Origin of the sequence: Phenylobacterium sp. (assembly GCF_030680185.1) — a bacterium.
Taxonomy (GTDB): Bacteria; Pseudomonadota; Alphaproteobacteria; order Caulobacterales; family Caulobacteraceae; genus Phenylobacterium.
Window position 1 is genome coordinate 1 of the sequence record NZ_JAUXVZ010000036.1, and the last position, 15,007, is coordinate 15,007.

13 protein-coding genes are annotated in these 15,007 nt (G+C 68.0%); 8 read left to right on the forward strand and 5 right to left on the reverse strand.

Annotation, left to right across the window (positions count from 1 at the left end):
- Nucleotides 1-58: 58 nt before the first annotated feature.
- Complete coding sequence (locus tag Q8L83_RS09090) at nucleotides 59-853, forward strand: inositol monophosphatase family protein (RefSeq protein ID WP_305286214.1); 795 nt, start codon at nucleotides 59-61, stop codon at nucleotides 851-853.
- A gap of 54 nt (nucleotides 854-907) precedes the next feature.
- Nucleotides 908-1,942, forward strand: coding sequence for a glycerophosphodiester phosphodiesterase family protein (locus Q8L83_RS09095; RefSeq protein WP_305286189.1), 1,035 nt, complete (start codon nucleotides 908-910; stop codon nucleotides 1,940-1,942).
- 6 nt (nucleotides 1,943-1,948) lie between these two features.
- Here Q8L83_RS09095 and Q8L83_RS09100 read toward each other — a convergent pair whose 3' ends face one another.
- Entirely contained in the window at nucleotides 1,949-3,811 is a 1,863-nt protein-coding gene (locus tag Q8L83_RS09100; RefSeq protein WP_305286191.1) for an ABC transporter transmembrane domain-containing protein, read from the reverse strand.
- Between the two features lie 119 nt (nucleotides 3,812-3,930).
- On the opposite strand from Q8L83_RS09100, the gene rpmE reads away from it, so the two are divergent.
- A complete protein-coding gene (gene rpmE, locus Q8L83_RS09105) occupies nucleotides 3,931-4,155 on the forward strand; it encodes a 50S ribosomal protein L31 (protein ID WP_300574632.1) in 225 nt (74 codons plus the stop codon).
- 129 nt (nucleotides 4,156-4,284) lie between these two features.
- Here rpmE and Q8L83_RS09110 read toward each other — a convergent pair whose 3' ends face one another.
- A complete protein-coding gene (locus Q8L83_RS09110; protein ID WP_305286195.1) occupies nucleotides 4,285-4,800 on the reverse strand; it encodes a DUF1465 family protein in 516 nt (171 codons plus the stop codon).
- A gap of 123 nt (nucleotides 4,801-4,923) precedes the next feature.
- Complete coding sequence (locus Q8L83_RS09115) at nucleotides 4,924-5,121, reverse strand: DUF1192 domain-containing protein (RefSeq protein WP_305286197.1); 198 nt, start codon at nucleotides 5,119-5,121, stop codon at nucleotides 4,924-4,926.
- 84 nt (nucleotides 5,122-5,205) lie between these two features.
- On the opposite strand from Q8L83_RS09115, the gene Q8L83_RS09120 reads away from it, so the two are divergent.
- The 4 genes from Q8L83_RS09120 to Q8L83_RS09135 all read left to right on the forward strand — a co-directional run bounded on the left by Q8L83_RS09120 (nucleotide 5,206) and on the right by Q8L83_RS09135 (nucleotide 11,329).
- On the forward strand, nucleotides 5,206-6,198 hold the full coding sequence (locus Q8L83_RS09120; RefSeq protein ID WP_305286199.1) for an NAD(P)H-quinone oxidoreductase: 993 nt from the start codon (nucleotides 5,206-5,208) through the stop codon (nucleotides 6,196-6,198).
- A 460-nt stretch (nucleotides 6,199-6,658) separates the two neighbouring features.
- The gene (locus tag Q8L83_RS09125) at nucleotides 6,659-8,176 is read left to right on the forward strand and encodes an MFS transporter (RefSeq protein WP_305286201.1); all 1,518 of its coding nucleotides are present in this window, start codon (nucleotides 6,659-6,661) and stop codon (nucleotides 8,174-8,176) included.
- A 12-nt stretch (nucleotides 8,177-8,188) separates the two neighbouring features.
- Nucleotides 8,189-9,706 (forward strand): MFS transporter, encoded by a 1,518-nt coding sequence (locus Q8L83_RS09130; RefSeq protein ID WP_305286203.1) that lies wholly within the window; start codon nucleotides 8,189-8,191, stop codon nucleotides 9,704-9,706.
- A 156-nt stretch (nucleotides 9,707-9,862) separates the two neighbouring features.
- Nucleotides 9,863-11,329, forward strand: a complete 1,467-nt coding sequence (locus Q8L83_RS09135) for an MFS transporter (RefSeq protein ID WP_305286206.1) — start codon at nucleotides 9,863-9,865, stop codon at nucleotides 11,327-11,329.
- Nucleotides 11,330-11,401: 72 nt separating this feature from the next.
- On the opposite strand, the gene Q8L83_RS09140 is transcribed toward Q8L83_RS09135, so the two are convergent.
- Both Q8L83_RS09140 and Q8L83_RS09145 read right to left on the reverse strand, forming a co-directional pair.
- Entirely contained in the window at nucleotides 11,402-12,631 is a 1,230-nt protein-coding gene (locus tag Q8L83_RS09140) for a TetR/AcrR family transcriptional regulator (protein WP_305286208.1), read from the reverse strand.
- A gap of 128 nt (nucleotides 12,632-12,759) precedes the next feature.
- Nucleotides 12,760-13,548 carry an SDR family oxidoreductase gene (locus Q8L83_RS09145; protein ID WP_305286210.1) on the reverse strand — a complete coding sequence of 263 codons (789 nt, stop codon included), beginning with the start codon at nucleotides 13,546-13,548 and terminating at the stop codon, nucleotides 12,760-12,762.
- Between the two features lie 179 nt (nucleotides 13,549-13,727).
- On the opposite strand from Q8L83_RS09145, the gene Q8L83_RS09150 reads away from it, so the two are divergent.
- A partial coding sequence (locus Q8L83_RS09150; RefSeq protein WP_305286213.1) for an enoyl-CoA hydratase-related protein occupies nucleotides 13,728-15,007 on the forward strand: 1,280 nt, incomplete at its 3' end.

Sequence of the window (15,007 nt, forward strand, 5' to 3'; positions counted from 1 at the left end):
ATTTCCCGCCCGAGCGCCGACCACCGCCGCCCGTCCCTTGCGCGCACTGGAACAGACCGTGGCCACGCAAACCGCACTTCTGAAAGTCATGTCCGACGCCGCCCGCAAGGCCGCGCGCGGGCTCAACCGCGACTTCGGCGAACTGGCCGAACTGCAGGTCTCCAAGAAGAGCGCCGCCGACTTCGTCTCGGCCGCCGACATCAAGGCCGAGCAGACCATCTTCGAGGCCCTGACCGCGGCGCGCCCCGGCTACGGATTTCTCGGCGAAGAGCGCGGCATGATCGAGGGGACGGACAAGACCCACACCTGGATCGTCGATCCGCTGGATGGCACCACCAACTTCCTCCACGCCATCCCGCACTTCGCCATCAATATCGCCCTGGAGCGTCAGGGCGCGATCGTCGCGGCCCTGACCTACAATCCCGTCAGCAACGAGCTGTTCTGGGCCGAGAAGGGCAAGGGCTGCTTCCTCAATGACCACCGCCTGCGGGTGGCCGCCCGCACCCGGTTCGACGAGTCGGTGATCGCCACCGGCATCCCCTTCCTGGGCCACGGCCAGCACGCCAAGTTCCTGAAAGAGCTTCACCAGATCAGCCAGCGGGTGGCGGGCGTCCGCCGCTTTGGCTCAGCCGCGCTCGACATGGCCTATGTGGCGGCCGGCCGGTTCGACGGCTATTGGGAGCGCGATCTCAACCGCTGGGATCTGGCGGCCGGCATCCTGCTGATCACCGAGGCGGGCGGCAAGGTGACCGACGCCGACGGCGGCGAGGACGTGCTGGGGTCCGGTTCGGTCTGCGCGTCCAATCTCGAACTGCATCCCCTGCTGCTGGAGCGCCTGCGCGCGGCCGCCTGAACTCGCCCTGGGAAGCTTGACGTAACCGTCACAAGGGGCGGCTAGATCATGGCCATGAGCGCCCTGACCCGTCGCGCCTTCACGGCGTCCGTCCCCCTGGCCCTGGCCGCCTTCGCCCCTCAGGCGCGCGCCCAGCCCCGCGCCCGCCCCCTGGTCATCGCCCACCGCGGCGCCAGCGGCGAGCGGCCGGAGCACACGCTCATGGCCTATCAGCGGGCCATCGACCAGGGCTGCGACTTCATTGAGCCCGACCTGGTGATGACCAGCGACGACGTCCTGGTGGCCCGGCACGAGAACGAGATTTCTGAAACCACCGACGTGGCCGGGCGGCCTGAATTCGCCAGCCGGCGCACCGAGCGCAGCATCGATGGGGTCAAGGTCGCCGGCTGGTTCACCGAGGACTTCACCCTGGCCGAGCTGAAGACCCTGCGCGCCCGCGAGCGTCTGCCGGCCCTGCGGCCGGCCAGCGCCGCCTTCGACGGCGTCGAGCCTATCCCCACCTTCCAGGAGGTGATGGAATTGGCCAAGGCGCAGAGCCAGCTGACGGGCCGGACGATCGGGGTCTATCCCGAGATGAAGCACCCGACCTATTTCAAGGCCCGCGGCATGGCCATGGGCGAAAGCCTGGCCGCCGCCCTGCGCGACAACGACCTGGATCGCCGGGACGCCCCGGTCTTCGTCCAGTGCTTCGAGCCGAAGCCCTTGCGGGCCTTCCGGGGGATCAGCGCCGCGCCCACCGTCATGCTGGCCGGGGCCGGCGCGCTGTCGGACACCCTGCTCGCCGAGCTTGCCGAGTTCGCCGACGGACTGGGACCGGAGCTGAAGATGGTTCTGAGGCTCGACCAGGCGGGCCTGCCGCCCACCGGCCTGATCGCCCGCGCCCAGGGGGCCGGATTCAAGGTGCATCCCTGGACCGTCCGGCTGGAAAACAGCTTCCTGCCCGCCGCTCTGAGGCGCGGGGAAGATCCCGCCGCTCACGGCGAGGCCGATATCCTGCTGCGCGCGCTGTTCGCCGCCGGCGCCGATGGGGTCTTCACCGACTTCCCCGAGGCCGCCGTGAAGATTCGCGACGCGATGTTCGCCGGCTGAAGCGCCTCAGGCGGCCTGGCCGAACTGCAGGGCCGCCAGCTTGGCGTAGAGACCGCCCCGGGCTGCGAGTTCGGCATGACGGCCCTGTTCGACCACGCGACCCTGATCCATCACCACGATCCGGTCGGCCTTGAGCACGGTCGCCAGCCGATGGGCGATGACCAGGGTGGTGCGGCCGGTCATGGCCTCGTCCAGGGCGATCTGCACCAGCCGTTCGTTTTCGGCGTCCAGCGCGCTGGTGGCCTCGTCCAGCAGCAGGATCGGCGCCTGACGCACGAGGGCCCGCGCAATGGCCAACCGCTGGCGCTGGCCGCCCGACAGGCTGCGCGCCCGGTCGCCGAGCGCGGTGTCGAAACCCTCGGGCAGGGCTGCGATGAAGGCCTCGGCCTGGGCGGCGCGGGCGGCGGCGAGGATGTCCTCCGGCCCCGCCTCAGGACGGCCAAAGGCGATGTTCTGGGCCGCCGATCCGGAGAACAGCGGCGAGTCCTGCGCCACCAGGGCCATGCGTTCGCGCACCGCCCGCGGATCGGCCTGGCGCAGATCCGCCCCGTCCAGGCGGATGGTCCCCTCTATGGGGTCATAGAAGCGCAGCAGCAGGCGCAGCACCGTGCTCTTGCCCGCCCCCGATGGCCCCACCAGGGCCACACGCTCGCCCGGCGCGATGGTGAGCGAAAAGTCGCTCAGCGCCGGAAGATCGGGACGACCGGGATAGGCGAAGGTGACGCCCGTAAAGGCGATCTCGCCCCGGGCCGGACTGGGCAGGGCCGTGGGCGTGGCCGGCGGCGCGATGCCGGGCCGGGCGTCGAGCAGCTCGGCGATGCGGTCCATGGCGCCGGCGGCCTTCTGGACGTCGCCCCAGGTCTCGCCCAGGGCCCCGACGGAACCGGCCGCCATGACCGCCAGGAAGGCGAACTGGAAGAGCGCCCCCCAGCTCATCTCGCCGCGCAGGCCGGCATGGACGCCCAGCCAGAAGATCGCCACCACCCCGCCGAACACCAGGGCGATGACCAGGGCGGTCATGATGGCCCGCGCCGTCATCCGTTTCAGGGAGGTGGAAAAGGCCTGCTCCACCGCGGCGCCGAAACCGCCGGCCGCCGCCGCCTCGCCGCCGAAGGCCTGCACGGTCTCCAGGGCGTCCAGGGTCTCGCCCGCCTGGCCGACGGCGCTGGCGAACTGGTCCTGGGTGGAGATGGTCAGGCGACGCACCTTGCGCCCGAACAGGAACAGGGGCGCCAGCACGAAGGGGAAGATCAGCAGGACCAGGCCCGTCAGGCTGGGACTGACCCAGACCAGCAGGATCAGCGCCCCGATCAGGGTCAGCAGATTGCGCAGGGCCACCGAGACCGAGGTGGCCATCAGGCTTTCCACGATCTGGATGTCGGTGGTCAGGCGCGACAGCACCTCGCCCGTGCGGGTGCGCAGGAAAAAGCCGGGGTCCAGGGTCAGGATGTGGCCGTAGACCGCCTTGCGCAGGTCGGCCACCACCCGCTCGCCAAGTTTGGTGACGAAGAAGTAGCGAAGGGCCGAGGACAGGGCGAGCGTCACGGCCACCGCGCCGATCAGCGCGAACCACAGGTTCACCTGCGACGACGACACGCCGGGCTGGGTCAGGGCGTCCACCAGCAGGCGTACGGCGCCCGACAGGCCGAGCGTCGCCGCCGTGGCGGTCAGAAGAAAGATCAGGGCGCCCAGGGCGTCTCCGCCCCGGCGGCGGGCGAAGGGGACCAGCCGGCGAAGCGCCCCGACATTGCGGCTGCGCGGCCGGCGGGCGGCGGCTTCGTCGAGGTTCTGGGCGAGTTCAGCCCCCAGTCCAGGGCGGCCGTCGGGCCTGGGATCGGCGGCGGCGGGACTGTCGGCGGGTTGGCTCATGAAATCCGTGCGCCCTTGCTTCAGGGCCGCCGTTTCTGTATACGCGCGGCTCGTTTGCGCACCCGGCCCATGGGTTGGGGGCGCATCACCCGCTTGCTCTTACGTCGGTTGTCCTCGCGATGAAACAAGACACCCACCCCGATTATCACTTCATCACCGTGGTGATGACGGATGGCACGTCCTATCAGACCCGCTCGACCTACGGGAAAGAGGGCGCGACCCTGAACCTCGATATCGATCCCAAGACGCACCCGGCGTGGACGGGCGGCGCCCACACCCTGCTGGACCGTGCGGGCCGGGTTTCGCGGTTCAACGCCAAGTTCGGCGGCTTCACCCGCAAGTAGGGCGTCCTGGCCCGCCTCAGGGCGGGCCTTCGACCCCGGGGATCCTGAAAAAGAAGACGCCGCGAGCCCCTCGGCCCGCGGCGTCTTCTTTGTGTCTCGACGTCGAGGCCGCGCTGGCCTCGCGCAGCCTCAGGCCGCGCCGAAGGCGTCCCGCAGGCGGTCGAACTGGGACAGCACCGGATTGGGGGCGTTTTCCTCGGTCGATTCCACATACATCCGCTTGTCCAGATGCCGGACCCGCTCGAACAGGCGCTCGGAGCGGTCCATGAGATCGACGAGACCGCCGGGCAACAGACCGACGCTGGCGTCGGACGGCCGCCGCGCCACTTCGGCGCCCAGGCGGTAGCGGTCCTCGCAGGCGGCTTCGGCGGCCATGTCGCCTTCGCGCACCGCCCGCTGAACCAGCAGCCAGGAGGCCACCTGCATCAGCCGGGTGGTCAGACGCATGCTCTCGGCCGCATAGGCCAGGGCCGCATTGCGATCCAGGCGCTTGGATTCCTGGCGTCCGCCCCCGTCCAGATAGGCGGCGGTCTCCTCGACCAGATCCATGCCCTCCTGGAAGGTCCGCTCGAAAAGCTCGGAGCGGGCGAAGTCGGCGATGACGTCGGCGCGCCAGGGATTCGCCAGTGCGGTGAGTTCGCTCATCAATTCCTCAAGCCCTTGCCAGCCATTGCACGATCGGTTCGTCCGAGGTCTGGCGACCTGCAACCCCCATGCCATAGCGGGCGGTCCCGCCCGGAGTCACGCCCCAGAGTGGGCGTTGCGACCCTATGGCCTAAATAGCGCATCGGCCGCGGCGCGCCCGGCCTTCTTCTTGTCGATAAAGGTCTGGGTGCGCGCCTTTTCGGCGTCCAGCGCAGCGATGCGGGCCTCCAACTCCTCGACGGCGTAGAGCTCCAGGTCTTCGCGCGCGACCTCGGCCAGGCGCTGCCCCCGGCCCAGGCGGATATCTGCAGGCTCTTCCATGTTCGGGCTTCCCTTTGCCATGGCTCCAGAGCGGTTTATCCAACCCCCTACGCCGCTCGGGCGCAAGCATGTGGAGCTATGACGATGGCGCAGGCCGAGACTCTTCCCCCCCAGATGACCGCCATCGCCATCGAGGGCGGCAAGGGCGCCGCCGAGGCCCTGCACGCGGTCACCCTGCCGACGCCGGAGCCTGGCCCCGGCCAGGTCCTCATCCGGGTGGAGGCCGCCGGCGTCAATCGTCCCGACATCGCCCAGCGGCTGGGCTTCTACGCGCCGCCGCCCGGCGCCCCGGACACCATGGGCCTGGAGGTGGCCGGCGAGGTGGTTCGCGCCGCCGGGCGCTGGCAGGTCGGCGACAAGGTCTGCGCCCTGCTGGGCGGCGGCGGCTATGCGCAATACGCCGTCTGCGACGCCCGCCACGCCCTGCCCATCCCGGCGGGCCTCAGCCCCCTGGAGGCGGCGGGCCTGCCCGAAACAGTCTTCACCGTCTTCGCCAATGTGTTCGAGCATGGAGCGCTGAAGGCGGGCGAGACCCTGATGGTCCATGGCGCCACGTCCGGCATCGGGACAACGGCGATCCAGATGGCCAAGGCCGCTGGCGCTCGGGTGATCGCTACGGCCCGGGGCGCCGACAAGGCCCGCCAGGCCCTGGAGCTCGGCGCCGACATCGCCATCGACGCCACCGCCCAGGACTTCGCCGAGGTCGCCCGGGCCAATGGCGGCTGCGACGTGATCCTGGACATGGTCGGGGGCGACTATTTCGCCAAGGATCTGGCCGCCCTGAACACCGGCGGCCGGCTGGTCTTCATCGCCGCCCAGGCCGGCGCCAAGGTGGAGCTGAACATCGGCGCCCTGATGCTGAAGCGCGCGGTGATCACCGGCTCGACCCTTCGCCCCCGCAGCGCCGACGAGAAGGCCCGCCTGGCCGCCGCCGTCGAGGCCACGGTCTGGCCGTGGATCGCCGCAGGCAAGCTGCGGCCCCAGATCGACAGGACCTTCCCGCTCGCTCAGGCGGCCGAGGCCCACGCCTATCTCGAGGCCGGCGGTCATTTGGGCAAGGTCATGCTCACCGTCTAGCCGCCCGCCGTCGCTCGCTCTGTACTGCAAACAAGAATGGCGGCGCCGAGGCTTCGATCCTCATCCGCGGGGGAGGACGAGGCGGGTCCGGGGCGCGACCCGGCCCGCGACCGCGGCGCCGGGCACAACCCGTTGTAGGCCAACGGTTAGTTTGTGTCAGACTTGTAAGATCATAAGCATTGACGCTGCGATAAGCCTCGCCCACGCTTGTCCGCGACCGTGTCTGCTTATCGGCGCCATATGCGCCGCGACGCAAACGCGAGACAAGAATGACCGCGCCCGCAAAGAGGCGCGGCAGGGAGGACCGCGCAGTGACCCGCAATTTTCTTGCGGTTGAGCCTGGGGAGCTAGGGTCCGTCCCGTCCAGGCGTGAGAATCTTGATTTTGCTTCAGCGGCGCAGCCTGCGCCGGGGCGTGCGCGTGCGCCCGCATTTGACCGTTTTGCCGCCCGGAGATTTTGATGACGGCGATTCCCTCAGAGATTCCTCCTCTGAAGCTGCACACCAAGTTGCTCTATTCCTTGGGCTCGGTGGCGAATGCGGTGAAGTCGCGCGGTCTCGCGACCTTCCTGATGCTGTTCTACAATCAGGTGGTGGGGCTGCCGCCGGCCACGGTGTCAGGCGTCCTGATGCTGGCCCTGATCTTCGACGCCTTCGTCGATCCCGTCGTGGGACAGGTGTCCGACAACTTCCGCTCCAAGCTGGGGCGCCGCCACCCCTTCATGTACTTCGCCGCCCTGCCTGTGGCGGTGGCCTATTTCCTGCTCTGGAATCCGCCCACCGGGTGGAGCGATGAATCGATCGTCGTCTGGCTGGTCGCCTGTCTTCTGACGGTGCGCCTGTTCGACACCTTCTTCGAGCTGCCCTCCTCGGCCCTGGCTCCGGAACTCACCCGCGACTACAACGAACGCACCAGCCTGGTGTCGATGCGCGCCTTCTTCACCGTGGTCGGCGGCCTGGGCATGACCGTGGCGGCCTACCAGTATTTCCTGGCGGAGAACCCCGACGGGTCCGGCGGCATCCTGTCCCGGGACGGCTACATGGCCTATTCGGCCGTGTCGGCGATCCTGATCTTCATCGTCATTCTGGCCTCGACCGCCGGCACCCACAGCCGCATTCCCTATCTCGTTCAGCCGCCGACGCGGAAGATCACCCTCAAGGCGATGACGCGGGAGGTTCTGCACACGCTCAACAACCGCGCCTTTGTGATCGCCACCCTGACCGGCATGTTCATCGCCGTGGCCGCGGGGTCAAAGAACGGGCTCGAAATCTACTTCGCCCTCTATTTCTGGGAGCTCACCCAGAGCCAGCTGGCCATCCTGACCACCGTCGGCGTCGCCGGCAGCCTGTGCGGGGTGGTCGTCGCCCCCCATATCGCCCGGGCCATGGGCAAGAAGCATGGGGCGATCCTGATGTTCGCCAGCGCCCTGGCTGTCGGCATCACCCCGATCGCCCTGCGTCTGGTGGGCGTGATGCCGCCCAATGGCACGGACCTCCTGTTCTGGATCCTGCTGACCGAAACCTTCTTCAACTCCGGCATGGCCGTGGCGACGGGGGTGATGCTGTTCTCCATGGTCGCCGACGTGGTCGAGGACGCCGAGGTCAAGACCGGCCGGCGCTCCGAAGGCCTGCTGATGTCGGCCGACAACCTGTTCAAGAAGATCGTTTCGGGCGTCGGCATCTTCATCGCCGGCGCCGTGCTCAGCATGGTCAGCTTCCCCGAAGGGGCGCGGCGCGGCGAGGTCTCGCCGGAAATCCTGCAGAATATGGGGCTGATCTACCTGCCCCTGGTCACCCTGCTCTACGGGCTGGGGATCGTTTGTCTCTCTCTGTTCAACATCGACAAGGCCAAGCACGAGGATAATCTCCGTATCCTCGACGAAGCCGGCGCCAAGGCCACGGCGGCCGCCCACGAGGCGACCGACACCACCGCTGAACCCTTGCCCGGCGGCCCCTCGCCCATTGGCTCAAAGGCCTGAGGATCCAAACACATGACGGCCCCTTCGACCCCGGCCTCGGCTGCGGCCTCGGCTGACCGACGTCTCAGCCTCACCACCCGCATCCTCTATGGGGCGGGCGGCGCAGCCAGCGCGATCAAGCAGCGCGGGCTCTCCACCTTCCTGCTGCTGTTCTACAATCAGGTCATCGGCCTGCCGCCCCAGATGGTCTCTACGGCCATCATGTTCGCCCTGATCTTCGACGCCTTCGTCGATCCGATCGTGGGCCAGGTGTCGGACAATTTCCGCTCTCGCTGGGGCAGGCGCCACCCGTTCATGTATATCGCCGCCCTGCCGGTGGCGATCGCCTTCTTCCTGATCTGGAACCCGCCAGAAGGCTGGGAGCACGCGCAGATCTTCGCCTACATGCTGACCTGCCTGCTGGTGATCCGCCTGTTCGACACCTTCTTCGAACTGCCGTCCTCGGCCCTGGCGCCGGAACTGGCCAAGAACTACGACGACCGCACAAGCCTCATCGCCCTGCGCGGCTTCTTCGGCGTCGCCGGCGGCCTGGGCATGACGCTCCTGGCCTATCAGGTCTTCCTCCGGGAGAACGCCGACGGGACCGGCGGCGTCCTGGCTCAGGAAGGCTATTTCAGCTACGCGCTCTGCGCCGCGATCCTGATCTTCATCATCATCCTGGCCTCGACCGCCGGGACCCACAAATACATCCCCGAGCTGCGCAAGCCGCCGACCCGCAAGATCACCTTCATCGGCATGGCCCGGGAAGTGGCCCACACGCTGAACAACCGCTCCTTCGTGGTGCTGACCATCTCGGGCGTGTTCATGTCCATGTCGCTGGGGGTGAAGGGCGGGCTTGAGCTCTACTTCTTCCTGTATTTCTGGGAGCTCACCCAGAACCAGCTGTCCCTGCTGACCGTCGCCGGCGTGATCGCCAGCGTCATGGGCGTATCGCTGGCGCCGAAGGTGGCGGCCAAGATGGGCAAGCGCAACGGCGCCATCTCCATGTTCGCCGGCGCCGTGGTCGCCCTGCTCGGCCCGATCGCCCTGAGGCTGATCGGCTGGATGCCGGCCAACGGCACCGACTTCCTGTTCTGGATCCTGTTCGTCGACGTGATCGCCAACGGCGCGATGGCGATGATGACCGGCGTCATGCTGGCCTCGATGATCGCCGACGTGGTCGAGGACTCCGAGGTCAAGACCGGCCGCCGCTCCGAAGGCCTGCTGTTCTCCTTCGACAACCTGTTCAAGAAGGTGGTCTCCGGGGTCGGCGTCTTCGTCTCCGGCGCGGTGCTGGCCTTTGTCTCCTTCCCGCAGAGCGCCGTCCGTGGCGGGGTCGATGAAGAGGTCCTGCGCAACATGGCGCTGATCTATCTTCCGACCCTGCTGTTCTTCTACGCCATCGCCATCGGCTGCCTGTTCATGTTCAAGATCGACAAGGCGGCCCACGAGGAAAACCTGCGCAAGCTGGAGGAGACGGCCCTGAAGGCGCAGGCCGAACGGGACGCCGGCCCGACCGGACCGGCCTCGCCCCCGGTCACCGGCGCCTGAGGCCTCCGCGGCGGGCGCCCGCCGGCCCGGGAGACGATTTCCCGGGCCGCGCCCTTGTCTGAAAGCTGAAGCGTCACTTAGATGCGCCGGCCTGTTCGCAGGCCGCCTTCAGTATGCGTCGCCGGCCCTGGCGCCGCCTTCGGCCAAGGATCGACCGTGACCGCCAGCGCCGTGCGTCCCCCCCGCAAGAAACTCAGCCTGCCCACCAAGCTGTTCTACGGCTTCGGCACCGTCGCCTTCGGGGTCAAGGACCAGGGCTTTTCCTATCTCCTGCTGATTTTCTACAATCAGGTGATCGGCCTGCCCGCGCACCTGGTCGGGCTGGTGATCATGATCGCCATGATCTTCGACGCCATCTCCGATCCGCTGATCGGCCAGGTGTCGGACAACTGGCGATCGAAGTGGGGCCGGCGTCACCCGTTCATGTACGCCGCGGCCCTGCCGGTGGCGATCACCTACGGCCTGTTGTGGAATCCGCCGGAGCTGTCCCAGACCGGCATGTTCTTCTACCTGCTGGCCGTGGCGGTGATGATCCGCACCTTCATCACCCTCTATGAGATCCCCTCCACCGCGCTCGCCGCCGAGCTGACCACCGACTACGACGAACGCACCAAGGTGCTGAGCTATCGGTACTTCTTCGCCTGGTGGGGCGGGCTGACCATGGTCCTGCTGGCCTTCCAGGTCTTCCTGCGGCCGACGGCGGAGTATCCCGTCGGACAGCTCAATCGCGACGGCTACGTCACCTATGGCCTGGTCGCGGCCGGCATCATGCTGTTCGCCATCCTGGTCTCAGCCATCGGCACCCACCGCCATATCCCCGACCTGGTGACGCCGCCTCAGCGCAAGCTGACCTTTGGCCAGGTGATGAAAGAGATGGCGGGCACCCTGTCCAACCGCTCCTTCCTGGTCCTGATCATGGCCGGCCTGTTCAACGCCATGGCCGGCGGCCTGACCCTGTCGCTGAACCTCTATTTCAACACCTATTTCTGGGAGCTGTCGGCCGCCGAGATCTCGCTCTTCGCCATCGGCAACTTCATCTCCGCGGCCCTGGCCTTTGGCCTGGCCGCGCCGCTGTCCAAGCGGATGGGCAAGAAGGGCGCGGCCCAGCTGACCAAGGTCGCCGCCTTCTTCATTGGCGCAGCGCCCATCACCCTGCGGCTGCTGGGGGTGTTCCCCGACAATGGCGAGCCGATCGTCGTGCCCCTGCTCTTCCTGCAGACCACCCTGTCGACGGGCCTCTCGATCACCGCGGCCATCCTGATCTCCTCGATGATCGCCGACGTGGTCGAAGACTCCGAGCTGAAGACCGGCCGCCGCTCCGAAGGACTGTTCTTCGCCGCCGCCAGCTTCGTGAACAAGGCGGTGTCCGGCATCGGCATCTTCGCCTCCAGCATGATCCTGCTGGCCATCGCCTTCCCGCAGAACGCCCAGCCGGGCCAGGTGCCCGAGGAGGTGATCTTCAATCTGGGCCTGCTCTATGTGCCGCTGCTGGGCTTGCTCTACGCCGCGGCCATCGCCTTCGTGGCCTTCTACGCCATCACCCGCGACAAGCATGAAGCCTCGGTTCGCCAACTGGCCTCCGAAGCCGGGGCCGACGGGATCGAGACGCCCGGGCCGCAATAGGCGCCAGACGCTAAGTCTTGAGCGCGTTTTGGTCCGATAACCGGTCCTCACCTATCGGAACGCGCTCTGGGCTCAGGGCTTGAAGACGCCCATCAGCATGGGGCGGACAAACACCGCCGGCGCCGCCTTCTGCCGCAGCCCAGGCACCCAGAAGGCGAGCTCGGCGCCGGCGTTGAGGGTGGCGGCCAGCATCTGGGCGGCGATGAACGGGTCCACCGGCCGGATGGAGCCCTCGGCGATCCCGTCGGAGATCATCGAGGCGAAGCGGTCCGACACCCGGTTGAAGTCCTGGCCCATCTCCTTGCGGATCGGCTCGGGCAGGGCGCTCAGCGCCGAGGATCGCAGCAGGGGGCCATAGTCCGAGAGCTGGTATTCGGCCAGCGCCGCCGCGGCGCTGGAGAGCTTGCTCCACTGGTCGCCGTCGCGGCCCATGGCCAGCCGCTGAACCCGGCGCATGACCTCGAAGCTGCGCTCGAAGCAGGTGACCACCAGGTCGTCCTTGGCCTCGTTGTGGTGATAGAAGGAGCCCTTGGTGACGTTGAGCTCGGCCGAGATCCGGTCGACCGAGGCGCCCTTGTAGCCGTGGGTGTTGATCAGCCGGGTGGCGGCGCGCAGGAAGGCGTCGCGGCTCATCTCCAGGCCCTCGCCCGGCGCCAGTTCCGACATCGACGGCAGCTTCGGGGCCCATTCGGCGCCGGGAACAGCCAGGCCGTTCAGCAGGATGTCGCACATGCGCTCACGGATGCGCGGATAGTCCTCCGGATCGTACTTGGGCAGCCAGGAAGCCGACCAGAAGATCTGTTCCAGCAGCATATGGGTCCGGGCCGTGCGGCGGCCCCGGGTCAGCCAGGCCAGATCCGGCGCCTCGAAGATCTGCCGCATGCGACGGAAGGCCTTCATATAGGCGGCGAACACCTCGCCCCGGCGGGGCTGGTTCAGGGCGCGGATGTCCGACAGCACCGGCAGGGGCGGCGCCTGGCCCGTGGCCGTCAGGCGCAGCCGCTCCAGGTGAAGATCAAACACCAGGGTCAGGCGCTCGGTCGGATCACTGGTCGTCTGGGCGCTCTCGGCCAGATGGGCCAGCCAGTCGACGCCGCGCATCAGGCAGGCGGCGGCCAGGTCGTCCTTGCGCTTGAAATAATAGGTCACGCTGGTGGTCGACAGGCCCACGGCGCCTGCCGCCACGCTCAGGGTCAGGCCTTTGACCCCCAGTTGATTGAGGATCACCGTCGCGGCGTCGAGGATGTCCTCGCGCTTCTTTTCGTACCGATCGGTCGCGCGCGCGACGTTCCGTTCGCCCATGGGGATGACGGCTCCAATCCTCGCTGGCCCTGCGTGGGGAGACCCAGGAACCGGCGCAGCCCCCTCTCTATCTACACCTTGACGCAAAGGTAAAGCGAAGGTCGCGCCGGTCCTCAGGCCAGGCCCACTCAGCCGATGGCGCCGACCGTGGCCAGGGCCACGCCGCCGTCGACGGCGATGGTCTCACCGACCACATAGTTGCCGGCCCGGCTGGCCAGATAGATGGCGGCGCCAGCCATGTCCTCATCGCGACCGATGCGACGGGCGGGGATCGCCTTGGCCACCGCGTCCCCATGGTCGCGGGCGGTGCGGTTCATCTCCGAGGCGAAGGCGCCGGGCGCAATGGCGCTGACCACGATGTTGTCGGCGATCAGGCGGGCCGCCAGCCGGCGGGTCAGATAGATCAGACCCGACTTGGAGGCATGGTAGGAATAGGTGTCCTGGGGGTTCAGGCGGATGCCGTCGATCGAGGCGATGTTGATCACCTTGGCCGGCTGGTCATGGGTCCCGGCCTTCTTCAGGGCCACATGCAGGGCCTGGGTCAGGAAGAAGGGGGACTTGAGGTTCAGGTCCATCACCTTGTCCCAGCCATGCTCGGGAAACTCTTCGAAGGGCGCGCCCCAAGCGGCGCCGGCGTTGTTCACCAGGATGTCGAGCTTGTCCTCGCGCTCCTCGATGGCCTTGGCCAGCGCCTGGCAGCCGGCGACCGATGAGACGTCCTGCGGCAGGGAGATGCAGGTCCCGCCCCCTTGCGACAATTCCTCGGCCGCGGCGTCGCAGGCGTCGGCCTTGCGCGACGAGATATAGACCTTGGCCCCCTGGGCCAGGAAGCCGGCGGCGATCATCTTGCCGATGCCGCGCGAGCCGCCGGTGACGAGCGCCGTGCGCCCCTGGAGGGTGAAGAGATCGAGCGCCATGAGAGGCTCCTTTGACTGTGCGTTTCCCTTGCCCCGCCTGCCCTTGCGTCAGGCCGGCGGCGCCTTGATCGGGGGTGAGGCCGATTGACTCAGCCCCATCCTGTCAGGCCTATAACACGCGTTTGAATCAGCCAGGTCGCCCGTCCGAGAAGCGGCCCCAACGAATTCCGAGGACGCGCATGAGCCAGATCAATCCGGTCACCGACCTGACCCTCGACGGCGACGTCGCCGTCATCACCCTGAACTCGCCGCCGGTGAACGCCCTGTCGGCCGCGGTCCGCCAGGGCCTGTTCGAGGCCTTCAAGCAGGCCGACGCCGACGCGGCCGCCAAGGCCATAGTGCTGGTCTGCGAGGGCCGCACCTTCATCGCCGGCGCCGACATCACCGAGTTCGGCTCAGCCATGGCCGATCCCCAGCTGGCCGATGTGCAGGACGTCATCGAAGGCGCCGCCAAGCCGGTGATCGCCGCCATCCACGGCACCGCCCTGGGCGGCGGTCTGGAAGTGGCCCTGTGCGCCCACTACCGGGTGGCCACGCCCTCGGCTCGCCTGGGCCTGCCGGAGGTCAATCTGGGCCTGCTGCCCGGCGCCGGCGGCACCCAGCGCCTGCCCCGGGTGGTCGGCGTCGAGAACGCGCTCGCCATGATGACCTCGGGCCGCCACGTGCCGGCCAAGGAGGCCGCGAGCCTCGGCCTGGTCGACGAGCTGGTCGAGGAGGGCAAGCTGCGCGAGCAGGCCATCGCGTTCGCCCGCAAGGTGGTGGCCGAGGGCCGGCCGCTGGCCAAGATCCGCGACCAGAACGAGAAGCTGGAAGCCGCCAAGGGCAAGCCCGAGATCTTCGAGAATTTCCGCAAGGCCAATGCGCGGAAGTTCCGCGGCTTCCTGGCGCCGGAATACAACATCCGCTGCATCGAGGCGGCCGTGAACCAGCCCTTCGAAGAGGGCCTGGCCACCGAGCGCAAGCTGTTCAACGAGCTGATGAGCGGCTCGCAATCGGCCGCCCAGCGCTACGCCTTCTTCGCCGAGCGGCAGGCCCAGAAGATCCCCGACGTGGCCGACGACACGCAGGTCATCCCGGTCAACAAGGTCGGCATCATCGGCGCCGGCACCATGGGCGGCGGCATCGCCATGAACTTCGCCAATGTCGGCATCCCGGTGGTGCTGACCGAGGTCAAGCAGGAGGCCCTGGACCGCGGCCTGGCCACCATTCGCAAGAACTATGAGCGCACCGCTTCGCGCGGCGGTATTACGGCCGAGCAGGTGGAAGAGCGCTGCGCCCTGATCACCGGCTCGCTGGAGATGGAGTCGCTGGCCGACGTCGACCTCGTTATCGAGGCGGTGTTCGAGCGCATGGACATCAAGAAGGACATCTTCACCAGGCTGGACGCCATCTGCAAACCCGGCGCGATCCTGGCCACCAACACGTCTGGCCTGGACATCGACGAGATCGCCGCGGTCAC